Origin of the sequence: Telluribacter sp., assembly GCF_035998675.1 — a bacterium.
Lineage (GTDB): Bacteria > Bacteroidota > Bacteroidia > Cytophagales > Spirosomataceae > Telluribacter.
Map to the genome: position 1 here is coordinate 21,175 of NZ_DASYHI010000010.1, position 22,180 is coordinate 43,354.

The following is a 22,180-nucleotide window of genomic DNA, read 5'->3' on the forward strand; positions in this document are numbered from 1 at the left end:
TTAACAGGATAGACAACCGAAATTATTCCAAATATCTATGAAAAAGCTACTCGCGCTGACCTTTGTTCTTTTTTCAAGCCTTGCATTCATTCCAATGAAAAACGATACTGTTCAATTTTATATCGGATCGCTGGTAAAAGAGGGCAACTCGCCCATTACACTTTGTGAGTTGGACCTGAAAACCGGCAAAATTACCACAAAGAGTACCTTTGCCGAGCTGAAAGGTCCGGGCTATATCAGCCTGTCGCCCGACCAGAAAACATTATTTGCGGTTACGCAGGAGAATAAAATCGTCTCGCTGTCTGTAGGTGCTGACGGACAACTAAAACTAATCAACAGCCAGTCGTCGGAAGGTCAGAATCCGGCCCATGTCTCTGTACATCCGTCGGGTAAGATGGCTTTTCTGGCCAACTACACCGGCGGTAGCATTGCTGCTTATCCGGTTAAAAAAGATGGTACCTTAGAACCCGCCTCCGCCACCGATCAGTATACCGGCAGCGGCCCCGACAAATCCCGTCAGGAAAAGCCCCACGCGCACAGCGCCATTCCTTCGCCCAACGGCAGGTACCTCTACGTAGCCGACCTGGGTACCGACCGGGTAATGAACTACGTGGTGGATGCCAACTCGGGCAAGGTTACACCTAACCCGGCCCAGAAGTACTTTGAGTCCAAGCCCGGTGCTGGTCCTCGTCATATTGTAGCGCATCCTTCGGGCAAGTACCTGATTGTCCTGCACGAGATGGAGCCTATTGTTACTTCTTTTTCTATTGATGATAAAGGAGTCCTGAAACCTATTCAAACTGTCAATTCAGTACCCGCCGATTTTAAGAAAGACAACAAGGGCGCCGCAATCCGGCTGCATCCCAACGGCAAGTTCGTGTACGTATCCAACCGGGGTTACAACGGTATTACAGGCTATCGGATCACCGACAACGGTGGTCTGGAAGAAGTGGGACACGCTACCCAATCCATTGATACACCCCGCGACTTTAACATCGACCCCAGCGGCAAGTACATGCTCGTGGCCAACATGAATACCAACGACCTGGCGGTGTATAGTGTGGATGAAAAAACGGGAAAGATGACATTCAGGGAGAAGAGCCTGCAGGTGGCCACACCTACCTGTATTGAGTTTTTGAAGTAAAGCATATTCTGGATGAATTGGACAGAAGTCTGTCCGGGAAACAACTACTTTACAAACAATCCCAAAAGCCTCAGCGTTTAGCGTGTGAGGCTTTTGCAGTTTGAGGGGACGATAGTTTGAAAAATTCGCCAGCTTTTTTTGCTGGTACATGGGCCTAACCAACTTTTCCAGACCACCCTATGAACAACTGGTACCTATCGGATTTTAACGATGTTTTTAAAGAATTAAATAGCCAAAAAGAAGGCCTCACCAACGACGAAGCCCGGGAGCGGCTGGAAAAGTACGGCCAGAATGAGTTACAGGGCACCTCCCAAAAGTCGGTCTGGAAGCTCATTATCAATCAGTTCATGGACGTCATGATCCTGATCCTTATGGCGGCCGCGGTTATATCGGTGCTGGTCGGGGATGTAAGCGACGCCATCGTGATATTGGTTATAGTTGTCCTGAATGCCATCATCGGTTTTGTGCAGGAATATCGGGCCGAAAAAGCCATAGAAGCCCTGCGCAATATGTCGGCTCCGCTGGCGCTGGCGCGGCGGGGAGGTACCGAAACCCGCGTCGAGGCCCAGAACCTGGTACCTGGTGACGTAGTACTGCTGGAAGCCGGTAACCTGGTTCCGGCCGATATGCGGCTTTACGAAGCCTCATCTCTGAAAGTGGAAGAGGCTTCGCTGACGGGTGAATCGGAAGCGGTCGAAAAACAAACCGATGCCCTCGCGGAACAGGACCTGCCGCTGGGCGACCGGGTTAACATGGTCTACAAGGGAACCATTGTCAAGGACGGACGGGCCGAAGGCGTGGTGGTAGCCACGGGTATGCAGACCGAGATGGGCCGCATTGCCCAGCTCCTGCAGGAAAGCGAAAGTCAGACACCCCTTCAGAAGCGGCTGGCCAAGTTTGGCAAACAGCTTTCGGTCATTGTGCTGGTTATCTGCGCCCTGCTCTACGGCATGGGCCTGTTGCGGGGCGAAGACCCGCTCCTGATGCTCCTGACATCTATCTCCCTGGCCGTGGCGGCCATTCCCGAGGCCCTGCCCGCCGTAGTCACCATTGCGCTGGCGATGGGAGCCAAGCGTATGGTGAAACAAAACGCCCTGATCCGGCAGCTACCGGCCGTGGAAACCCTGGGCTCGGTTACCTATATCTGCTCGGACAAGACGGGTACCATTACCATGAACCAGATGACCGTTCAGGAGTCGTGGCAACCCGATCAGATAGAAGTACCTCAGCAGGACAACCTGACCAAAGAAAGTATGCTGCTGCTCTGCATCAGTCTGAATCATGATGTTAAAAAAGACGAAAAGGGGCTTCACCTGGGCGACCCTACGGAAATAGCCCTGGTAGAGTACGTTATAAATCACGAAGGGTACCTGGTAGAGTGGATCAAAAAGTACCCGAGGGTAGATGAAGTACCCTTCAACTCGACCCGCAAACGGATGAGTACCATCCATCAGTTTGGGGACAAGTACCTGGTTGTGACCAAGGGAGCTGCGGAGGCCATGGACGATGTGTCTAAACAGGAGCCGGGGCCGATATTAAAACAGGCCGAGGAGCTGGCGGCGGAGGGAATGCGGGTCATCTCCTACGGTTATAAAGTACTTGATACCAAGCCCGCCGCACCGGATGCGGACACCATCGAAGCCGACCTGGAGTTCGTTGGTCTGGTCGCCATGATTGACCCGCCGCGGGAGGAGGTCAAAGAAGCCATCGCCGAATGTTATGGTGCGGGTATCACCCCCGTTATGATTACGGGTGACCATCCGGCTACGGCCAAAGCCATCGCTTCTCAGGTAGGTATCCTGCGCAGCGACCAGGATTTGGTCGTGACGGGTCGGGAGCTGGGGAAAATACCGCAGTCCGAGTTTGAAGACAAGGTTGAGTCCATCAAGGTATACGCCCGGGTATCGCCCGAGCAGAAACTGCAAATCGTGACGGCCTTACAGAAGAAGGAGCACTTTGTTTCCATGACCGGCGACGGGGTCAACGACGCCCCCGCCCTCAAAAAAGCCAACATAGGCGTAGCCATGGGTATTACCGGTACCGACGTAACCAAGGAGGCCTCCCACATGATCCTGCTGGACGACAACTTCGCTACCATCCTGAAAGCCGTACGCGAAGGACGTCGTATTTTTGATAACATCCGTAAATTCATCAAGTACACCCTAACCAGCAACGCGGGCGAAATCTGGACTATTTTTATGGCGCCCGTGCTGGGGCTGCCCATTCCCCTGCTCCCCATTCACATCCTCTGGATCAACCTGGTCACTGATGGACTACCGGGACTGGCGCTGGCCGCCGAGCCCGTCGAAAAAAATACCATGAAGCGTCCGCCCCAAAGTACCCGCGAAGGTATCTTCAACCGCAGCCTCAGTGTACACATTGGCTGGGTGGGGCTGCTGATGGGCGCCATCTGCCTCGGTACGCAGGTTTGGAGTATGGAGATGGATAATCCCAAGTGGCAGACGATGGTGTTTACGGTACTCTCTTTGAGTCAGATGGGCCACGCCCTCGCTATCCGCAGCGATACGGTTTCCCTTTTTAAACAGGGCCTTTCCAGTAACAAACAACTGGCCGCCGCAGTAGCTTTTACCCTGCTCCTTCAGCTGGCGGTTATTTATGTACCCTTCCTGCAGGATCTGTTTCATACCCAGGCTCTGACCTGGCCGGAGTTAGGTCTCTGCGTAGCCATCTCAAGTATTATTTTCTTCACTGTTGAAGTAGAGAAGTGGGTAAAGCGCCGGAGGCTTAACAGTGAGCAGTGACCAATGATAAGTAGTGACCAGTTACCAATTTGATGTGTAGAATCATGTAGTAGGCACCTCACCAATGTTTTAAGGTAGTTTTACTCCTCCTTCGACTTACTTGCCCTTGGTTCAACCTAACTGGGTAGTGCTATCGCTTGCCCTCGCGGCCGGGAGGCGCTCCTCCGGGCGGGCCCCGCTCTCCCCACGCCTCTGTGCTCTGTGGGCCTGCGCAAGGCTAACGCACAAAAGCCCACAGCGCAAGCGGGGCCGCCCGGCGGTGGCTTAGGGGAGAGCTGATATAGTTGGCAATCTGCATAATGAGGATAAAAGTGCATCTTTGAAAATCAAGTACTATCGCTCCTATCCATGAACTATGAAATCTATAACAGCCCTTCCATAAGCCGCCTATACAGATGGCCCTATGTGCGGCTGGTTTTGCGCAGGGCCATTTGTATCAAGCGGTGTTGGAAGGGCGGGGCCCGCCCGGCCATGAGGGCAAACGACAGCATTACACAGTGAAGCCGGAACCAAGCTTCATAAATATTACACTTCCCGTAATCTTCTCAGTTCAGGATGCGGACACACTTTTCCCTCGCCAATAGCGAAAAAAGCTGCTTAAGTACCTGCCTAGTACTTTAAATTCAGAATAAGCTTCTAGTAAACCGAGAATTTGTGTAAAATTGTACTAATGGCCAATCCATGGTGGCCGCCATCCCATTCACTATCCCCTAATTTACCAAAACATGACCTCCCGTCGATCCTTCTTCCGGCAAATGGGCAGTGCTACTGCCGGTACCCTGGCTCTACCCGCTTTCCTCGAACAAGCCTACGCCGGCGAGCTGGCTTCCCATACCAAACAAATAGCCGGACTAAGCCCCACCGAAGCGGCCCGGGACGAGGATTTCTGGGCCTGGATCAAGAACGAGTATACCGTATCGCCTAACGTCCTGAACTTCAACAACGGCGGGGTGAGTCCCCAGCCACGGGCGGTACAGCAGGCACACATTCGGTTTTATGAATATTCTAACGAAGCCCCCAGCTACTACATGTGGCGTATACTGGACCAGGGTAGAGAGGCGCTACGGGGAAAACTGGCCGAACTGGCGGGTTGCGACGCCGACGAACTGGCTATCAACCGCAACGCCACCGAAGGACTAAACACCATTATCTTTGGACTGAATCTCAAAGCGGGCGACGAAGTAGTACTCAGCAAGCAGGACTACCCCAACATGATCAACGCCTGGAAGCAGCGCGAAAAGCGGGACGGCATCAAGCTGGTATGGGTCAATCTGGAGCTACCGCGCGAAAACGACGAGTACTTTGTGCAGAAGTACGTCAGCGCCTTCACCTCCCGCACCAAAGTAGTACATATCACGCACCTCATCAACTGGATCGGGCAGGTAACGCCCGTGCGGAAGATTGCCGACGAGGCCCGCAAGCGCGGCATCGAAGTGATTGTGGACGGGGCCCATACCTTTGCGCATATTGATTTTAAGATACCCGACCTGGGCTGCGACTACTTCGCGACCAGTCTGCACAAGTGGCTGTGCGCGCCCTTTGGTAGTGGCCTCTTGTACATCAAAAAGGATAAGATCAAGGACGTGTGGGCACTGCTATCCAGCCCGGAGCCCGACAGCGGAGACATCCGCAAGTTTGAGAGTCTGGGTACCCGCTCCTTCGCCTCCGAGATGGCCATCGGTACCGCCGTAGACTTCCACAACGGCATCGGCACCGACCGAAAATTTGCGCGCCTGCACTACCTGCAGCGCTACTGGACCGACAAGGTACGCCAGATGCCGGGGGTACAGGTACACACGCCCAAAGATCCGAAGTACAGCGGCGCTCTGGCCCTATTCTCCGTCGAAGGCATGACGCCCGGCGATGTTGCCAACGCCCTCTTCAACAAGTCCCGCATCCATACCAGTGCCACCGTCTGGGAGAACATCAGCGGCGTCCGCGTTACGCCCCACATCTATACCAGTACCAAAGACCTCGACCTGCTGGTCAATACCATCAGCAGCATCGCCAGCGAAGCTCGGAAGAAGGGTAAGAGTTAGGGGAATACAATCAGGTGGTCAGCTTATGAAAACAGTATGTAAACAAATGACAAAAGATGAAAACGCATTCGACCAATTACTTTGATACATTTATTGAAGTTGCAGAGGACACAAAAGTAAACAGTGGAGTAAAGCCACCCACCAAAGAAAAAGCTTCAGTAGCCGAGATACAATATGAGCTTATTGCTAAAAATCCATATAAATATACTTCTGACGACATATTCTTTCAGATATATGCGGACAGAAACGATTTAACAAACAGAGTTCGCCTAGTACCACTACTAGTTGTACGGATAGGACCAAAAGCTGAGGTGTATACTTCGGCTTTTGTGTTTTCTACCCACTAAGTAGCTATCTTTTTGTCAGTCTGAGCGAAGTCGAAGACGGGTTCGGGATGTCCTCGGCCGCAGCAGCGGCCGCTCCGCTCGGACTGACACCATATATACTGATACTGTATATTTTGCCCCCAGCCACCAACACCAATCCACCCATCAACCCACCAGAAGCTACACTTTTACATTAGAACCTGTATCTTAGGGGCTTTCCTATACACATACTACGTAATCAAAGAACATGAAACGCTCTGGGTTATCACTACTGGTTTGCCTGTTTTTCTCCCTGGTACTCAAGGCTCAGGAAGGCCGGGTACCTACGATCCGGAAAGGAGTACCGCTGGACTCCATTGTACTAAGTGATCCGTTCATCATGGCCGATCAAAAGACAAGCATGTACTACATGACCGGCACCGGCGGTATGTTGTGGAAGAGCAAAGACCTGAAAGCGTGGGATGGCCCCTACCGCGTGACCCAAACCGACCCCAACTCCTGGATGGGCCCCAGGCCGATGATATGGGCGGCCGAGATTCACCCCTACCGGGGCAAGTACTACTACTTCGCGACCTTCACCAACCGGGATGTCAAGATTGATACCGTCCAGGGCAATGTGATCGAGCGCCGGGCCTGCCATGTACTGGTAAGCGACCAGCCCGACGGCCCCTACGTACCCATGGCAGACCCGACCTACCTGCCCGCCAACATGCCTACTCTCGACGGTACCCTATGGGTAGATACCGACGGGAAGCCCTACATGGTGTACTGCTACGAATGGCTGCAGAATGGGAACGGTACCATGGAAAAGATAGAACTGAAACCGGACCTGAGTGGCACCATAGGTACCCCTACCTTACTGTTCCGGGCCAGTGACGCGCCTTGGAGCCGCGAAAAAGACGAAAAGGGCAACGACAAGCCGAATAAGGTAACCGACGGCCCCTATTTATTTAAAACCGGTACTGGGCGGTTGGGCATGATCTGGACCAGCTGGATTTATGACGTGTACACCCAGGGGGTAGCCTACTCCGAAAGCGGTTCACTCAACGGCCCCTGGATACACGAGAAAGAGCCGATCACCCCACTTAACTTTGGCCACGGCATGCTGTTCAATACCCTGGATGGCAAGCTACTGATGTCTATCCATAGCCACAGGAGCATCAACGGCCGCTACCGCCGCATCCCACATTTGTTTGAAGTTGACTTATCGGGTGATAAGTTGGTGGTTGGGAAGCTGTATAGGCCTTGAATTTTTTTGTAACAGTATTAACTTTTTGATGCGCATAGGTTAAGTTCAGGTGCCGGTTGATAAAATAGGAACTGTATCCGTTTTAACTAACCCATACCTGCTTGTTTATAGTACTAGTACCATCCTATATCAACCCTGATAAAGGAAGCTTACTGTTTATGCTGAGATGACGTTTGATTGAATCAGTAAAAAAACTTCAAAAGCACCATAGCATATATATTACAATATAAATACAAAGAGTACTACGAAGCTACCGTATATTCAATAAGTAGCAGATATGTTGAATCACAGCCAGTAACATACTTATAAAAAAAAGAATGTATATATTTGTAAAAAATAATTTTAGATGTCTCAATAGTTTAACTGGAAAAACATGGCGGCATTTAAACGAGGAGCAAAGACTTTTAACCATCATATGTAGGTTCGAGTCCTGCTTGAGACACTAATGCTCCTTGTTATAGACTGACTCTATATGGGTCAGTCTTTTTAATTCTATGACTATGAGTAACCTAGAAAACATACAAAGAAGAGTAAGTGAAGGGGTTTCCGGTTGGCTTCTTTTCGAATTCAACTGCTCAAGAGGCTACCTTTTTAACGAAAAATATTTATCCTATCCTATTGGACAGATTCTAAACAGCATTACTGAATATAAAACTCTGACGGAAATAAATCATCCTTGCAGCAATAGTGGACAAGGGCGACCATTACAAGTTGATTTCGTATTAACTGACAAGTCAACAAAATGGAAGTATGCTTTTGAAGCAAAATGGATTGCTGGATCTTTGATTTCGTTGGGTTCTATTATTTGGGACTTAATCAGGCTCCAAAATCTCGGTACATATCACTCAGAAGTTAGGTGTTACTTCATACTAGCTGGATTTGATAAAAAAATTAACTTACTTCTTAAGGACTTTGACATCTGCCATAATAAAGCCTCAACAAAGAAGAATGAAATAGCAAAAACCAACTCGACATATCTAATATTTGACTTGTTAAAACTCAATAAATCAACAACAGCATATTTGAACAAAAAAATCAACAAGTACCCCAACTTTAAATTATACTCAAAAATACGATGCAGGCCGGCACACAGGTCCCCAAAAAACGACATAATCAACATGACCTTTTCAACATATATATTTGAAGTATTAAAACCAGACGGAACACATATAATAAATAAACTATGATAGATTTACATTCACTGATACCATTTTTGGGGTCAGGTGGGATAATATGCAAATTTAGAACATTATATTACTTTCCAAATTCAGTGCTCGTTGATAAATATGTCTCAAACCTGCCCTGATAAAAAGCTTGGGAATGTTAACAGCTATGGTAAGAAAGACGGTGTTAATCTAGAAAATTATAATGGATATAATTCAACTAATAATTAACTTTTTCAATCATCCGGTTTTTATAATAGTTGGTGGACTGACCGTGGTTTTTGCAGCAATTGGAATAATTTACAGAATTGCTTGTATAACTCTAGGAGTTACGCCCCTAGTATTTAGAATTGGAAAAGCTATTTGGCGAAGAAAAGTAGCCATAATAGCTAGTGCTGAATCATACGCGTCACTAAAAGATTGCATTACAGACACGGATATCTTTAAAAAGGACAATGTAATACATATTTCACTTGATAATATTGATAAGGTTAAAGAATTTACGATACTACTAGTTGACTGGGAAACAAGCAGCCATCACATTGACCATATCTTTATAGCAAGAAAGAATCATGCTACGGCTGTTATAATTTTTGCGAAGGCTGGTTCTATCCCCCATGAGAAAATGGGGGAAATTGCTAATAAGAGTAATACGGTTGTTGTAAACTTTAAAGGGAGACTACTAAACGACATCTTGAACTCTTTAATTACAACTAGTTTTAATGGACAGTAATATGTATCTAGAATCAATCTTAAATAAATACGCCCCAAGAAGTTTAGACAGCCATACTCCAAACATTCTACTTCTGAAAGCAGATTTACAGAAGTGGGCATCCTCTTGTTTTATTTCAACTCTAAATTCTGGTTCGAGAGCGAAAGGGACTGCCATCTCTTTAGCTTCTGACGTTGACTATCTTATTTCATTAACAAGTAGCTGCAATGCTAATAATGGCGGATTAAAAAGTATTTATGATTCATTACATACCTTTTTGAAAGGAAAGTATAATTCAGTCAGGAAGCAAAACGTTTCATTTAGAATAAAATTCGGAGAATTAGAAGTTGATATAACTCCTGCTAGAAAACAATCTAGCAATACAAATGACCACTGGCTTTACGTTTCTAAGCTTGACACTTGGCGACAAACCAACATACAAAAACATATAACTGACATATCAGGTTGTGGAAGATCGAATGAAATTAAACTCCTAAAAATATGGAGAGAATTAAATCAACTGGATTTCCCTTCCATTTACTTAGAATATTTAACAATCAATATTCTTTCAGGTAAATGGAAAGATCCAACTAAACTTGCGGACAACGTTTGGTATGTGCTACAAGAACTAAGCAAAGACACAAGCAATCCATTAAATTGCAGAATTGTTGATCCTGCTAATTCAGCGAATATTTTATCGGACTTACTTAATTTAGCAGAGAAGAAAACAATCATTTCAAAAGCTAAAATAGCAACTGGAAAACAATATTGGAGCGAGATAGTATGGTGACAGAAGACGGATTATTTCTTACCGTTGTCGGCGGGATGGATGTTTTCACCCGACCGCTGTACACCAACGAGATAGTTGACAGTTTGAAGTTCTGTCAGCAGCGAAAAGGTCTGGAGATTTATGCTTATGTCATCATGACTAACCATTTACACCTGATCGTCAGCCGGGCAGACGGTGAACTGTCTCATACAGTTCGCGATTTTAAAAGTTTTACCGCTAAGAGGTTATTGAATCTGCTTCTCGAGAATTCGCAGGAATCACGGAAAGACTGGATGGACATGGTTTTCAAGTACCACGCGGCCACCATCCGGCAGAATGAGAAATGGGCCTTTTGGCAGAAAACCAACCATGCTACCGAACTTCGGACGCCAGCGGTAGTGCGTCAGAAAGTGGACTACATCTATGAAAACCCGGTGCGGGCTGGATTTGTGAATGAGCCCCACGAATGGAAGTTGAGTAGTGCAAATCCGGCGAGTCCAATTGTGGTACTTGGCTATTAGGAATAGTAGCAGGTTTTCTGCACAGAAGACCGCCCGGAGGGCTACGGGATAGTAGTCACTGCGCGGCGGACCGTTTGGCGGAGCCGAGCGACTGCGGAAGGAGCGGCCTCCGTGGCCTTGTTCCTGGCAACCATAGTACCTACCAGGACCGGTGCTTTCTTTACCGACCGGGCGCGGTTTCAAAGGTTGACCAGCCGGGGGAAAGCCGGAGAAATCGAAGAAGCTCTCCTGACCATCATAGCCATCCAAATGAAAGAGGAATCGTGCCGGACTATTCCCCTCTCCCTGATCAGGCTGGTGCAGACGGATACGGACAGCACCATTAAATTTTGGGGCTACTACTATGAGTACTATTATTTTAAGGATAACGAGTTGGCAGAAGAATCCGAAGAAGCTGCTTACGGTAAAGAGTACCATCCCCGTCCAACTATGGAAAGCGCTCAAGATTGAGACGGCACCAGTAGCTTAATTTGGGCCATGAACCACCTGCACATATAAAAATCAACCAGAAACCATGGAACCCAAAGCCCTATCGATCCGGCCCTTTATCGGAGCCAAAGACTTTGCCCTTTCGCGGCGCTTTTACCAGGACCTGGGCTTTGAGGAGCATGTACTGTCGCCCAACATGTCGTTATTCCAAACCGGTCAACTGGGGTTTTATTTGCAGGATGCATACGTGCGCGACTGGGTGGATAATACCATGATCTTTATGGAAGTGGACGATGTGGAGCGGTACTGGAACCAACTGCTGGCTTTGGACCTGACGGCTACCTACCACGAGGCAAGGCTGGTTCCCATCCGACACTATGACTGGGGTAGCGAGTGCTTTTTGCACGACCCATCTGGTATACTTTGGCATTTCGGACAATTCAACAAACGCTGAACCGCCGCCGTTTATCCTGCGCTATTTGCCCTCGAACTGCGCACCAAAAATAACCCGAACAATGTGGTCAACGGATTCACTCTGGTTTGCAGTAGCACTGGTTAGTGGCATCTACCCGCTGGGGAACATCCTCATGGGGCAGTTCGATGAACGCACGCCGAAAGTCCGGCGGGTAGGTAAACCTGCTGACCCTGCTGGTAGTCTGCGGGCTTTCCGCCTTTTTCGGCAGAACGGTATCCATGCTTTTTCTGGCCTCTTTCCTGGTGCCGCTGTTGTACATACACGGCTACTACCTCCCCAAAAAGAAGGGAATAAACGGCTGGACGGGCGAACCGAAGAGCAGGTACTACGAATTTCGGGGCTGGAATAAAGATCTATTCAAATACAGTTATTGATGAATGAACAAAGTTGTAAACTAGTGTCGCCCCACTGGGGCTTGCTCTATCAGGAACAACTATTTTCCTGCTACTGAGTTGCCGCCCCTCCGGGGCTGGACTTTATAGGTCAATTCACTCATCAAAAAGTACCTGCAACCGACTCCGATGCCAACCACTCACCTACCCCTCCAGCCGCCTGCCCCATTTTAGATAGGTACTTTTGGCGTCAGGGCTTATCTTGTTCGGTAAGTACCTACTAATCAGTCCGCTTTTCCACCATCAGCTTTCTACCCCATGAAAACACTCTTCTACGCCCTTCTCATTATCGCCTGCCTTCTATCCGGCAGCCAGTCAACCCAGGCCCAAACGCCCCCATCCACCGCCAAAGTAGATTCGCTCTTTGCGGAGTGGAACAAGCCCGGCAAGCCGGGAGCGGCCGTGGGGGTAGTACATCAGGGGAAGCTCATCTACGCCAAAGGCTTCGGGGAGGCGGACCTGGAAACAGGAGCGCCCATCACACCGGAGACGGTCTTTCACGTGGCGTCGGTGTCGAAGCAGTTTACGGCCTACGCCATTGTGCTGCTGGCGCAGCAGGGCAAGCTGTCGCTGGACGACGATATCCGGAAGTACCTGCCCGAAGTACCTGATTTCGGCAAGACCATTACCCTCCGTCACCTGCTCAACCACACCAGCGGACTGCGCGACCAGTGGAACCTGCTGGCAATGTCGGGTCGGGGGCTGGACGACGTCATTACCAAAGACCATATTTTTAACCTCATCAAACGCCAGAAGGAGCTGAACTTCGAGCCGGGCTCGGCCTTTAACTACTGCAATACCGGCTATACCCTGCTGGCCGAAACCGTCAGCCGCGTTACCAAACAAACTTTTCCGGACTGGATGAAGCAGAACGTGTTCAAGCCGCTGGGTATGAACAGTACCTTGTTCTACGACAACAACGAGCGTCTCGTCAAAGGCCGGGCCTACTCTTTTCACCGAACGCCGGGGGTAGGTACCTACAGCAAGAGTCCGCTGAACTACGCCAACGTAGGCGCCACCAGTCTGTTCACGACGGTCAACGACCTGGCCCGCTGGATCGACAACTTCCGTGCGCCCAAGGTAGGCGCTCCGGCTACTATGACGCAGATGCTCGAAAAAGGACGCGTTACTAAGGGTGATACACTTAGCTACGCCCTGGGTTTGGCCCACGGCCAATACCGGGGGCTTTCCAACTACGGACACAACGGGGCCGACGCGGGCTTCCGGTCAGCGCTGACCTACTTCCCCAGGGAAGATTACGGCTTTATTGTCCTCAGCAACCAGGCCGAGTTCAGTCCTGACCGAAAGGCTTTTGAGATAGCCAGCCTGTACCTGGCCCCGCACCTCAAAGAAGAGAAAAAGGCAGCGGCACCGCCAGCTAACACCAGCTTCAAGTTTGACTCGACGCTTTTCCGTACTTACGCCGGTTCGTATGAACTAGCCGAAGCGCCCGGCTTTATTCTCAGGTTCCGGCGCGAGGGCGACCGGTACTTTACGCAGGCCACCGGTCAGAGCGAGGTGGAGATGTTTCCCTCGTCCGACTCCACTTTTTTCCTGAAAGTGGTGGAGGCCTCTGTCGTTTTCCATCGCCCGAAGGAGGGACCCGTAAACCGCATCACCCTCCGGCAAAACGGCAACCACCCCGGTACCCGGGTGCAGCCTGCCAAGACCCCGGAGATAAAGCGCGAGGAGATGACAGGTAAGTACTACAGCCCGGAGCTGGAGACTATTTATACCATTGCGCAGGAAGGTGAAACGCTCAAACTCATTCATGTGCAGCACGGCGAGGTACCCTTGAAAGTACTTACCAAAGATCGGCTACAGGCTCCGTGGTGGTTTGTGCAGAACATCGAGCTGGTTCGGGATGCCTCGGACAAGGTACTAGGGCTGCGGATGAGCAACGGTCGGGTGCAGAACCTGTGGTTCAAACGCCTGAGTGATGATTTTGCGGCGGGTACCCCGCCCCTGCCGGGTAAGTAGGAAATTAACAAGTACACCACTCAAAAATTTCTCATCGGCTATTTTGTCGCAGAAAACCCTATAAAATGCCGCTCTTACACCTCCTGTGTTTAGGATTTGGCTGGTACTTTTACCTTATCACAAAAACAGGAAACGATCATGAGAAAGTTAAAGCTTCAGGTACAAATAACGGTGGATGGGTACATAGCCGGCCCGAACGGAGAAATGGATTGGATGACTTTTAACTGGGATGATGGACTTAAAAAGTACGTAACCCAACTAACAGTACCCGTTGACTGCCTCGTTCTGGGCCGAAAACTGGCCGAAGGATTTATTCCTTACTGGGCCTCGGTGGCGGCCAACCCGGAGGCTCTGGAACATACCGCGGGCAAAAAGTTTACAGACACACCCAAAGTGGTTTTTACCAAAACTATGGAGAAGTCAGAATGGGACAATACCGTTCTGGCCAAAGGCGACCTTATAGATGAAATCATTGACCTTAAAAACCGGCAGGGAGATGACATCATCGCTTACGGCGGTGCTACCTTTGTATCGTCCCTGATCAGACACGGGCTGATCGACGAATACCATCTGTTTATCAATCCCGTTGCCATCGGTACCGGCATGGCCATTTTTAATCAGCCTGAGGGCAGGCAATCGCTGAATCTGGTAAAGTCAACTTCCTTTGACTGCGGGATTGTGGTACTTCATTACGAGCCAAACCGTAACTAATCTATTGACCTATGACCCGTTGGGAAGAAATGATCCGAAACTACGTAGAAGGTTATAATCAGTTTGATGTGGACCATCGCAGTCGCTCGGCTCTGTCGAGGGACTGCGTCTGGGAACAATAAATTTTATTACGTCGAGGTGGCTTGTAGCGCTTCGGTTATAGTCACAGCAAGAGAGGTTGTTGGTCGACCAATTAATGTGGAAAGCTGATGACTGTCATCATACAAAGCACCTCCAGCGGCGGCGGCATCCCATCCGGCAATCGCATGAGCAAATCCATCCGGCAAACCAAAAGATACCAGGGTTGCGGCATAGTCAGCTTCTGGCATATTCACATAAGGAATATTCTTACCCGTCTGCCGGGAAATTTCAGCCGCCAGGTCACCAAGTGTCCAGGCATCGTCTCCGGCAAGTTCATAGATTTTTCCCTGGTGTCCTTGACTTGTTAAAACAGCAACGGCTGCATCAGCATAATCAGCCCTTGCTGCCGAGGAGATTTTTCCCGCCCCTGCACTGCCAATAAAAGCACCACCAGCAATAGCACCCGGAATAGTGCCAGTATAATTCTCTGTATACCAGCCATTGCGCAGCAAAGTAACTGGAATGCCCGCATTCTTCAAGTCAGCTTCCGTGGTACGATGGTCTTCGGCAAGGCCAAGCGTCGACGTATCGGCATGGAGTACACTTGTATAAACAATCCATTTTACACCAGCCAGCTTCGCAGCTTCTATGACATTACGGTGCTGGGCGACACGTCTGCCAGTTTCGCCTCCGGAGGAAATAAGTAGTAATGTATCTATACCTGCTAAGGCACTAGTAAGGGTTTCAGGCTTGTCGTAGTCTGCTTCCCTGGCTTCTACATCAGGATTAGAAGCCTTATGGATTGAACGAGCAAGTGCAACGATGTTATCGCCAGAGACCTTCTCTTTTAGCTTATTGACAATAAGTTGGCCCAGTTGACCTGTTGCTCCTGTGATTGCTATTCTCATTTGATTTTCAAGTAAAGTTTAATTTAGTGCATAGTACCTCTAACCACACAATTGGGGAATGGTATAAACGGGAAGAAGTTATGATACCTTTGGGAAAAGATTAAATAATAAAAAAGAAGCTGCTCGACGGTCAAACTTGCCTCTGTACTACAATTGGCAAAATTAGAATGGGGCCAAGACTGTTCCGCAACCCCCATACGTCTCACCCATTTTTCCACTTTATACTACACCCTATCGCTTTGGAGGTCGGGGTAGCAACAGGTTTGTTTTCCAGTAGCGCCCTGACGGCAGCTTCAACATATTTTTTTGACGCCTGGCTTCCATCCTCCATATTGTTGTCTATTGCTCCGGTAAATCTGACAATGAAATCATTTCCCTGCCTTTGAATTACATACACAGTAGGTGTATGCCTGGCACCGTAGGTTTTGGCCAACTCCTGATTTGCGTCAACCAGGTAGGGGAACGTGTATTTTTTATCTTTTGCCCTTTCTTTCATGTCTTCATAGCTGTCCCCCCAGGAACGTCCGCTGTCATTGGGATTAATAGCAATTACAGGATAGCCCTTCGAAGCAAATTGTTTATCCAGGTCAAGTACACGCTGCTCATAAGCCTGAGCAACGGGGCAGGTATTACAGGTAAAAACAATAATATAGCCTTTGGCAGATGCGTTGTCCCTTAACGTTACCATTTGCCCATCCTTGTTTCTGAATTTGAAGGCCATGGCTTTGTCACCTGGCTGGTAACCTTCCGCAGGCGGCAAAAAGCCAAACGATGCAAAAAGCAGGGCGCTCATGACACCCAACATGATGGTTCTTTTCATAGTGAATGGTTATATATAGATTACAATTATTTAATAAAAGACCGGAGCTCCGTTTCCAGCTCGGCCAGCGTAAACGGCCTCTCATAGTCTTTCCTTCCCTTTTTTCTATGTATGAACAGGGTAAAGGGCAAAGCGCCTGACCAGTCGGTGGCTACTTTCTCCATCCACAGGCCCGGATCAGTTTCATCCAGAAGCACCACCTGCGAAGTACTGATACCCGTTTTTGAAAGAAAGGGCTTTACCTTCTTCTCCAGCTGGGATTTGAAATCAAGACTGACCAGTAAGACCTTGACTTTATCCCTGGCATGCCGGGCTTGTAACTTCTCGAAGTAAGGTAGCTCCTCAATGCAGGGCTTGCACCAGGTAGCCCAGAAATTCACAATCAGGATAGTATCATTTTTAGTTGATAGCAGCTGGTTGAGCTGGTTATATTTGATTACCCGGACATGCTGCGCAAAACAGCCGGGGGCCGTCATAACCAGCAAGCTGAGCCACAGTTTCTTGTAAAAAATCATAACTAGGATCAATGTAATTAAATAAGTACTCTGCTGTCCTGAAACCCAGGTTGTCTTTATATTGACACCATACTTAACATGTATACACCTTTCCGGATAGATTTGTCTTTCGCACGGCGTCGGCCGACCGCTCCGGCAGGTAGCCTATTCTAAGGCTTAATTCATCACCAGTAGGGTACGGGCGGGCATTTCGTAGAGCCTCTGGGTAGACAGGTGGATGGACTTTGTGATTTGGTCGGTACCATTAGTCACGACTACCGAGAAAGTATCGTCCTGGATTTCAGCAAAGTTCAGCTTTAGCCAATGCCTGGACTTCCGCAATGAAAGTACCTCCCTGTACAGTACCTTTCCTTTTTTATTGAGCAAGGTAACACTCACCTTATCACCCATAGGTTTCTCCACCAGTACATTCATGGTCAGGGAGTGGATGGAGCGGTACATACCTACCTGAAGGCCTGCCTCCCGCGGGGAACTTTGGGTAGCGTCGGTTTGCATAGTGGTTGACAGTACTGCCCCTCCTGCTATATCCGGCAGGGTTACGAACAAGCTGAGCAGGGTAATCATCAATGTAGTAGATAGCTTTTTCATCGTTGCAAATTGGTTTAATTGGGTTAATACATGGCTTTTAAATGACTGAGCTGAGGTCTCTTCGGAGAAAGATAATCTGGTCCTTTTCATATACCTGGGGTTTTTGTTTGGCCAAGATTAGAGAATTAAAAAGAGCTCTCAATGCCGGTATCAACAAACAGCGGGTAAGGGTAAACAAACGGCAGGATTTAACACATGAGTACCTTTCGTTGACCCAAAACGGCATTCTGTTGACGATGGAATTGCCAATAAATGGATATGAGAAAATTATCCCGTATTTAGCGGCATGAATCTTACTTTTGATAAAGAGCGGTTTAAGGTGTACCTGGGGTTTGGCGGGTTATTTCTGCTGCTGTTGCTATCTGACCAGCTGATTAATAGACCGCATACATTTGTAACAAGAGCCTGGAATAACCTATGGCAATGCGCTTACGTGACGGTACTTAACTTTATTTTGTTTGAGTACACGCTACCCTTTTTCAAGCTACAGTGGAAACGAATCCTGATAGGTCTGCTGCTAGTGTGTGTGCACCTCATGCTGTACTCCTATGGCCTGTATGCCTGGCGGCTAATCGGGATAAGCCTCCACATATATACCTCCCTGAGCGACCATTCGTCCGTAGAAAGAGGTGTGTCTACCCAAATGGCGTACAGCGCCGGCTCCATCCTCTTTTTTGGGGTCAGCCAGCATATTTACGGGTACATCCGGCTGAAACAGGCCACTCAGCAGCTGCGCATCGAGAAGCAACAGGCTGAGCTCAACTACCTCAAGTCACAAACCAACCCACACTTTCTGTTCAACACCCTGAACAACATCTACGCGCTTTCGCGCGACAAGTCTGACCGGGCACCGGAGTCCATCCTGCGCCTATCCAAAATCCTGCGCTTTATGCTGTACGAAACCAGCGGTGCTTACATTGCCATTGAGCAGGAGCTTAAAATTATCAACGACTACATCGCCCTGGAACAACTGCGGTACGACGAGTCGCTGCAGGTTACCTTCAACCACCACGTAGAGGACCTGCGGCAGGCCCTACCGCCACTCCTACTGATACCGCTGGTGGAGAATGCCTTTAAACACGGTGTATCCGAAACCCGGGGAGAGCCCTACATTGACATTAATCTGTTGGTGAAGCAACGGCAACTGGACTTTGTGGTCCGAAATTCGTCAGAAAACGATCTGGATAAAGGGGGAGTTAAGGAAAACATCGGGCTCTCAAACCTCCGTCGCCAACTGGAACTCCTCTACACCGACTACCGGTTGTCGGTAGTACAGGGTACCGATGACTTTACCGCTACCTTATACATCAACCTGACCAGCCATGTCTAAACTCCGGTGCATTATTATTGAGGACGAGCCGCTGGCCGTTAAGGTACTGGCGGACTACATTGCCCAGGTACCCTTTCTGGACCTGCGGGGCACTTTCAAGGATGCCATTCTGGCTACCGACTTCCTGCGGCAGCAAACCGTGGACCTGATGTTCCTGGATATCCACCTGCCCCGTCTCAAAGGCATGGCTTTCCTGCAGACCCTTACGCACCCGCCCGCGGTCGTTATCACCACCGCCTACCACCAGTACGCCGTGGAGGGCTTTGACCTGAACGTGACGGACTACCTGCTGAAGCCCTTTGAGTTTGAACGGTTTCTGGTGGCGGTCAATAAAGTCAAAGCTCCCGGGCAGGTTGGCCCGGAGGCTACTCCACCCAGGTTATCCGAAGGCGTAGATACCCGGGACTACCTGTTTCTGAACGTGCAGAAGAAAAAGGTTAAGATCCTGTTTGCGGACATCCTGTACATTGAGAGCCAGCGCGAGTACATCAAGATCCTGACCACGCGCAACAGCTACCTCTCCAAAATAAGTACGCACGAGATCGAGACGCTGCTCCCGCCCCACCTTTTCCGGCGCATCCACCGGTCGTTCATCGTCTCTGTCAGCAAGATTGACTCTTTCACCGCCGAGTACGTAGAGGTACAGGGCGTATCCATACCCATTGGCCGGGGATACCGGGAAGTACTGGACCAGCTGTAGGTGGTAAATAGTCAGGTACTTCCTACAATTGATTCAGGATTTTTATCATGGTCTGAAACAGGAGTTGGGGGTTGCTGGTCTGGTTGATGGTACCAGTAATGAAGATGTTCTTTTGGGGTACATAAAAGGCGGCGGTACCTACCGAGCCGCAGTGCCCCACCATATCCAGAATGGGCTTGAACGGAGAAAAGATCCAGGGCATGCGGAACTGCTGCATACCTACCCCGTACCGGAAAGGAAAGAAGACGGCATTCCACTGTTCCAGCTCGGGCAATTTGTCTTTGGGATAAAAGTACCCTCCAAAGAAAGCCTTAAGGAAGGCCATCAGGTCGTGCGTGGTGGATACAATATCATACCTAGAAGAAGCAAAATAGCGGGGCAAATGAACCGGATTCGATTTTGAATACACCGCTACAAACGCCCGGGTAGTGTTCGGCCGGATCACGAAGGTAGTTGCCAGGTCCAGCTCCTCAAACAGTTGGGTCAGTAATTTATCCAGCGATTTGCCGGTCACTATTTCCAGCACCCGCCCCAGCAGCCGGAAGTTGGTGTTGCCGTAGCTGGCCTTCCCCTTCTGACCGGGCCGGAACTTGGGCTTCATACGCTTTACCTGAGCCACTACCTGATCCGTCGTCCACGCCTGGTCGTGGCCCGCGAGGAGTTCTTCCATTACCTTGGGGCCGTTGGGGCGCTTGTCGATCAGGTAGTAGGGCAGCCCCGAAGTCTGCGTGATGAGGTGCTGTACCGTGATCTCCTCCGAATAGTCCTGCCCCTGGTACACATGCAGTCCCAGCATGAGGTACCCCGGCAGGTACTTCGAAATGGGATCCGACAGGCTCAGCCGATTGTCCCTGACCAGGCGAAGCGTCAGGGCAGCGACAAACAACTTATTGATACTGGCGATGTAAAAGGGGCTGTCGGGGCCAATATTTCCCGCTGCACTGGTCAGGGCCACCGATTGGTCGGGTGTGGCAACCCGGAAGGCGGCCCCGAATATGTTCTTTTTGGCTACGGTGTCGGTGACAATCTTGTCCAGCTTTGACTGACTGAGAGCATTCATTTCCTTTGTAGTTGTAGTTTCATGGCTAATAGGCAGGTGAATAGTCATGGCTGATATTCCGCTGCGAATTCTTATACAATAAAGGTAGCCCTGCACTACCTGACCGGCTAATCCATTTGTACTCAGTTCGCCTATTTACTGTATGAAAGCGCCAAAAGGGGTGATGAAGAACCCAGACGATATCAGTAACAGCCAGTCTAAAAATGGCTCCGGCTGTGAGCAGCAGGATAACTATAGCATCCTACGTTCCTTTTCTTCACTTGATTCTTGATAACATCTCCGCCCTTAAACTATGTGAAAGGCTTGGCTTCCGGACAAGGAAACAGATGCTGGTGAATATACTTGAAATGTACTGATTGGAATTGTGGTTAAGTCTTTGCTTATTATGACTCAGAATGTAGTAAGAGCAATTAGGATTAATAGGCTTGCACATAGTGGCTGCCTTGATGTAAACCTCCTTGCTCCGTTGACGGCCATTTTCAAAACTAATATTTCCTGGTATTACACTACCCTTTTCAGTTGAATGGAACACATTTTAGACAAACCACTCTCCATAAGTTCATTTAAGCCTAGAAAGGCCTTTACAGCCTTTTTGTTCTCATTACTAATTCCCGGACTCGGACAGATTTACAACGGACAGATCAAAAAAGGGATAACCTTTTTGGCACTACCCTACTCTATTCCTTTTCTGTTTGGCTTAACGGGAGGGACAACAACTTTTTATGGTTTTGTTTCTTTAATGCTGATCCTGCTTGCAATCAGGATTTACGTAGTAGTGGATGGAGTAATAATTGCAAACCAGCAAAAACAGTATACTCCTAAAAATTACAATACCTGGTACTACTATTTACTAATTGCCCTGGTAATGTATGCTGTACATACAAATTATAATTTAACAAGTGCATTAGGAACACAAACATTTGATATTCCGATCACGTCGAATTATCCAACCATCCAGCTTAATGATGCAATTGTTGCAGACATGAGAGCGTATAAACACAACGGACCTGATTATGGAGACATTGTTGTATACACTGATACTAATGAACAAATGTATACCTTCAGAATTGTTGGGCGCCCCAATGACAAACTTGAGCTAAATAATAATATTGTAACTATAAATGGCAAGCCAAGCAAAGCTACATTTATTAAAGAAACGATCTCGGAAGGAATAGCTGTAAGTGAATTTGAGGAAGAACTCCCCAATGGACACAAGCATTTGATATATAAGGCCAAGCAGTCGTATGACAGCACAAAGACGAATAGTAAAGGCATTGTTGTTCCTCCTGACAGTTACTACGTACTGGGTGATAACCGTGATAATGCAGCTGATAGCAGATATACGGGATTTGTAAGCAAAGACAGAATAATAGGAAGGATTCTATACAGCTATTGGGGAGAGACCACTGATAGAATAAACGTTGATTTTAGAGATAAATAACAAGCCACTTGTAGATATCCTACTAAGGATTCCACACAGCCAGGCGCTAATCACAGGGGTCTGAC

The 22,180-nt window shown here is 48.8% G+C and carries 22 protein-coding genes and 1 tRNA gene; 18 read left to right on the forward strand and 5 right to left on the reverse strand.

Annotated features, from left to right (window positions below):
• The first annotated feature begins 37 nt into the window (after positions 1 to 37).
• From VGN67_RS04285 to VGN67_RS04355, 15 genes are all read left to right on the forward strand, one after another.
• Complete coding sequence (locus VGN67_RS04285) at positions 38 to 1,144, forward strand: lactonase family protein (protein WP_327485537.1); 1,107 nt, start codon at positions 38 to 40, stop codon at positions 1,142 to 1,144.
• Between the two features lie 179 nt (positions 1,145 to 1,323).
• On the forward strand, positions 1,324 to 3,906 hold the full coding sequence (locus VGN67_RS04290; RefSeq protein ID WP_327485538.1) for a cation-translocating P-type ATPase: 2,583 nt from the start codon (positions 1,324 to 1,326) through the stop codon (positions 3,904 to 3,906).
• A 725-nt stretch (positions 3,907 to 4,631) separates the two neighbouring features.
• Positions 4,632 to 5,945, forward strand: coding sequence for an aminotransferase class V-fold PLP-dependent enzyme (locus tag VGN67_RS04295; protein WP_327485539.1), 1,314 nt, complete (start codon positions 4,632 to 4,634; stop codon positions 5,943 to 5,945).
• Between the two features lie 56 nt (positions 5,946 to 6,001).
• The gene (locus VGN67_RS04300) at positions 6,002 to 6,292 is read left to right on the forward strand and encodes a DUF6157 family protein (RefSeq protein WP_327485540.1); all 291 of its coding nucleotides are present in this window, start codon (positions 6,002 to 6,004) and stop codon (positions 6,290 to 6,292) included.
• A 226-nt stretch (positions 6,293 to 6,518) separates the two neighbouring features.
• Positions 6,519 to 7,520, forward strand: coding sequence for a glycoside hydrolase family 43 protein (locus tag VGN67_RS04305; protein ID WP_327485541.1), 1,002 nt, complete (start codon positions 6,519 to 6,521; stop codon positions 7,518 to 7,520).
• A 348-nt stretch (positions 7,521 to 7,868) separates the two neighbouring features.
• Positions 7,869 to 7,962: transfer RNA gene (locus VGN67_RS04310), tRNA-OTHER, on the forward strand.
• A 58-nt stretch (positions 7,963 to 8,020) separates the two neighbouring features.
• A complete protein-coding gene (locus VGN67_RS04315; protein WP_327485542.1) occupies positions 8,021 to 8,707 on the forward strand; it encodes a hypothetical protein in 687 nt (228 codons plus the stop codon).
• Positions 8,708 to 8,888: 181 nt separating this feature from the next.
• Positions 8,889 to 9,416, forward strand: a complete 528-nt coding sequence (locus tag VGN67_RS04320) for a hypothetical protein (protein WP_327485543.1) — start codon at positions 8,889 to 8,891, stop codon at positions 9,414 to 9,416.
• Positions 9,406 to 10,185, forward strand: a complete 780-nt coding sequence (locus VGN67_RS04325) for an SMODS domain-containing nucleotidyltransferase (protein ID WP_327485544.1) — start codon at positions 9,406 to 9,408, stop codon at positions 10,183 to 10,185. The genes VGN67_RS04320 and VGN67_RS04325 overlap by 11 nt, the downstream gene beginning before the upstream one ends.
• Complete coding sequence (locus VGN67_RS04330) at positions 10,179 to 10,685, forward strand: REP-associated tyrosine transposase (protein WP_327485545.1); 507 nt, start codon at positions 10,179 to 10,181, stop codon at positions 10,683 to 10,685. Before VGN67_RS04325 ends, VGN67_RS04330 begins: the two co-directional genes overlap by 7 nt.
• Positions 10,686 to 10,796: 111 nt before the next feature.
• Positions 10,797 to 11,135, forward strand: a complete 339-nt coding sequence (locus tag VGN67_RS04335; RefSeq protein ID WP_327485546.1) for a hypothetical protein — start codon at positions 10,797 to 10,799, stop codon at positions 11,133 to 11,135.
• A gap of 64 nt (positions 11,136 to 11,199) precedes the next feature.
• A complete protein-coding gene (locus VGN67_RS04340; RefSeq protein ID WP_327485547.1) occupies positions 11,200 to 11,568 on the forward strand; it encodes a glyoxalase in 369 nt (122 codons plus the stop codon).
• A 61-nt stretch (positions 11,569 to 11,629) separates the two neighbouring features.
• Entirely contained in the window at positions 11,630 to 11,938 is a 309-nt protein-coding gene (locus VGN67_RS04345) for a hypothetical protein (RefSeq protein ID WP_327485548.1), read from the forward strand.
• A gap of 301 nt (positions 11,939 to 12,239) precedes the next feature.
• Positions 12,240 to 13,961 (forward strand): serine hydrolase domain-containing protein, encoded by a 1,722-nt coding sequence (locus VGN67_RS04350; RefSeq protein WP_327485549.1) that lies wholly within the window; start codon positions 12,240 to 12,242, stop codon positions 13,959 to 13,961.
• A gap of 138 nt (positions 13,962 to 14,099) precedes the next feature.
• Positions 14,100 to 14,672 carry a dihydrofolate reductase family protein gene (locus VGN67_RS04355; protein ID WP_327485550.1) on the forward strand — a complete coding sequence of 191 codons (573 nt, stop codon included), beginning with the start codon at positions 14,100 to 14,102 and terminating at the stop codon, positions 14,670 to 14,672.
• A 128-nt stretch (positions 14,673 to 14,800) separates the two neighbouring features.
• Here the strand turns inward: VGN67_RS04355 and VGN67_RS04360 are convergent, their stop codons facing one another.
• From VGN67_RS04360 to VGN67_RS04375, 4 genes are all read right to left on the reverse strand, one after another.
• On the reverse strand, positions 14,801 to 15,661 hold the full coding sequence (locus VGN67_RS04360) for an SDR family oxidoreductase (RefSeq protein WP_327485551.1): 861 nt from the start codon (positions 15,659 to 15,661) through the stop codon (positions 14,801 to 14,803).
• A 202-nt stretch (positions 15,662 to 15,863) separates the two neighbouring features.
• On the reverse strand, positions 15,864 to 16,481 hold the full coding sequence (locus VGN67_RS04365; RefSeq protein ID WP_327485552.1) for a thioredoxin family protein: 618 nt from the start codon (positions 16,479 to 16,481) through the stop codon (positions 15,864 to 15,866).
• Positions 16,482 to 16,507: 26 nt separating this feature from the next.
• Positions 16,508 to 16,996 (reverse strand): TlpA disulfide reductase family protein, encoded by a 489-nt coding sequence (locus VGN67_RS04370; RefSeq protein ID WP_327485553.1) that lies wholly within the window; start codon positions 16,994 to 16,996, stop codon positions 16,508 to 16,510.
• Between the two features lie 156 nt (positions 16,997 to 17,152).
• A complete protein-coding gene (locus VGN67_RS04375) occupies positions 17,153 to 17,584 on the reverse strand; it encodes a hypothetical protein (RefSeq protein ID WP_327485554.1) in 432 nt (143 codons plus the stop codon).
• A gap of 286 nt (positions 17,585 to 17,870) precedes the next feature.
• Between VGN67_RS04375 and VGN67_RS04380 the strand changes: the two genes are divergently transcribed.
• Together VGN67_RS04380 and VGN67_RS04385 are read left to right on the forward strand one after the other, a co-directional pair.
• Positions 17,871 to 18,914 carry a sensor histidine kinase gene (locus VGN67_RS04380; protein ID WP_327485555.1) on the forward strand — a complete coding sequence of 348 codons (1,044 nt, stop codon included), beginning with the start codon at positions 17,871 to 17,873 and terminating at the stop codon, positions 18,912 to 18,914.
• The gene (locus tag VGN67_RS04385) at positions 18,907 to 19,614 is read left to right on the forward strand and encodes a response regulator transcription factor (protein ID WP_327485556.1); all 708 of its coding nucleotides are present in this window, start codon (positions 18,907 to 18,909) and stop codon (positions 19,612 to 19,614) included. Before VGN67_RS04380 ends, VGN67_RS04385 begins: the two co-directional genes overlap by 8 nt.
• A 22-nt stretch (positions 19,615 to 19,636) precedes the next feature.
• On the opposite strand, the gene VGN67_RS04390 is transcribed toward VGN67_RS04385, so the two are convergent.
• Complete coding sequence (locus VGN67_RS04390; protein ID WP_327485557.1) at positions 19,637 to 20,674, reverse strand: serine hydrolase domain-containing protein; 1,038 nt, start codon at positions 20,672 to 20,674, stop codon at positions 19,637 to 19,639.
• Positions 20,675 to 21,197: 523 nt separating this feature from the next.
• Between VGN67_RS04390 and lepB the strand changes: the two genes are divergently transcribed.
• Positions 21,198 to 22,115 (forward strand): signal peptidase I, encoded by a 918-nt coding sequence (gene lepB / locus VGN67_RS04395; protein WP_327485558.1) that lies wholly within the window; start codon positions 21,198 to 21,200, stop codon positions 22,113 to 22,115.
• Positions 22,116 to 22,180 lie beyond the last annotated feature (65 nt).

Coding starts and splice junctions, on each gene's coding strand:
- VGN67_RS04285 (WP_327485537.1), top strand. CDS start 38: ATGAAAAAGCTACTCGCGCTGACCTTTGTTCTTTTTTCAAGCCTTGCA.
- VGN67_RS04290 (WP_327485538.1), top strand. CDS start 1,324: ATGAACAACTGGTACCTATCGGATTTTAACGATGTTTTTAAAGAATTA.
- VGN67_RS04295 (WP_327485539.1), top strand. CDS start 4,632: ATGACCTCCCGTCGATCCTTCTTCCGGCAAATGGGCAGTGCTACTGCC.
- VGN67_RS04300 (WP_327485540.1), top strand. CDS start 6,002: ATGAAAACGCATTCGACCAATTACTTTGATACATTTATTGAAGTTGCA.
- VGN67_RS04305 (WP_327485541.1), top strand. CDS start 6,519: ATGAAACGCTCTGGGTTATCACTACTGGTTTGCCTGTTTTTCTCCCTG.
- VGN67_RS04315 (WP_327485542.1), top strand. CDS start 8,021: ATGAGTAACCTAGAAAACATACAAAGAAGAGTAAGTGAAGGGGTTTCC.
- VGN67_RS04320 (WP_327485543.1), top strand. CDS start 8,889: ATGGATATAATTCAACTAATAATTAACTTTTTCAATCATCCGGTTTTT.
- VGN67_RS04325 (WP_327485544.1), top strand. CDS start 9,406: ATGGACAGTAATATGTATCTAGAATCAATCTTAAATAAATACGCCCCA.
- VGN67_RS04330 (WP_327485545.1), top strand. CDS start 10,179: ATGGTGACAGAAGACGGATTATTTCTTACCGTTGTCGGCGGGATGGAT.
- VGN67_RS04340 (WP_327485547.1), top strand. CDS start 11,200: ATGGAACCCAAAGCCCTATCGATCCGGCCCTTTATCGGAGCCAAAGAC.
- VGN67_RS04345 (WP_327485548.1), top strand. CDS start 11,630: ATGTGGTCAACGGATTCACTCTGGTTTGCAGTAGCACTGGTTAGTGGC.
- VGN67_RS04350 (WP_327485549.1), top strand. CDS start 12,240: ATGAAAACACTCTTCTACGCCCTTCTCATTATCGCCTGCCTTCTATCC.
- VGN67_RS04355 (WP_327485550.1), top strand. CDS start 14,100: ATGAGAAAGTTAAAGCTTCAGGTACAAATAACGGTGGATGGGTACATA.
- VGN67_RS04360 (WP_327485551.1), bottom strand. CDS start 15,661: ATGAGAATAGCAATCACAGGAGCAACAGGTCAACTGGGCCAACTTATT.
- VGN67_RS04365 (WP_327485552.1), bottom strand. CDS start 16,481: ATGAAAAGAACCATCATGTTGGGTGTCATGAGCGCCCTGCTTTTTGCA.
- VGN67_RS04370 (WP_327485553.1), bottom strand. CDS start 16,996: ATGATTTTTTACAAGAAACTGTGGCTCAGCTTGCTGGTTATGACGGCC.
- VGN67_RS04375 (WP_327485554.1), bottom strand. CDS start 17,584: ATGAAAAAGCTATCTACTACATTGATGATTACCCTGCTCAGCTTGTTC.
- VGN67_RS04380 (WP_327485555.1), top strand. CDS start 17,871: ATGAATCTTACTTTTGATAAAGAGCGGTTTAAGGTGTACCTGGGGTTT.
- VGN67_RS04385 (WP_327485556.1), top strand. CDS start 18,907: ATGTCTAAACTCCGGTGCATTATTATTGAGGACGAGCCGCTGGCCGTT.
- VGN67_RS04390 (WP_327485557.1), bottom strand. CDS start 20,674: ATGAATGCTCTCAGTCAGTCAAAGCTGGACAAGATTGTCACCGACACC.
- lepB (WP_327485558.1), top strand. CDS start 21,198: ATGGAACACATTTTAGACAAACCACTCTCCATAAGTTCATTTAAGCCT.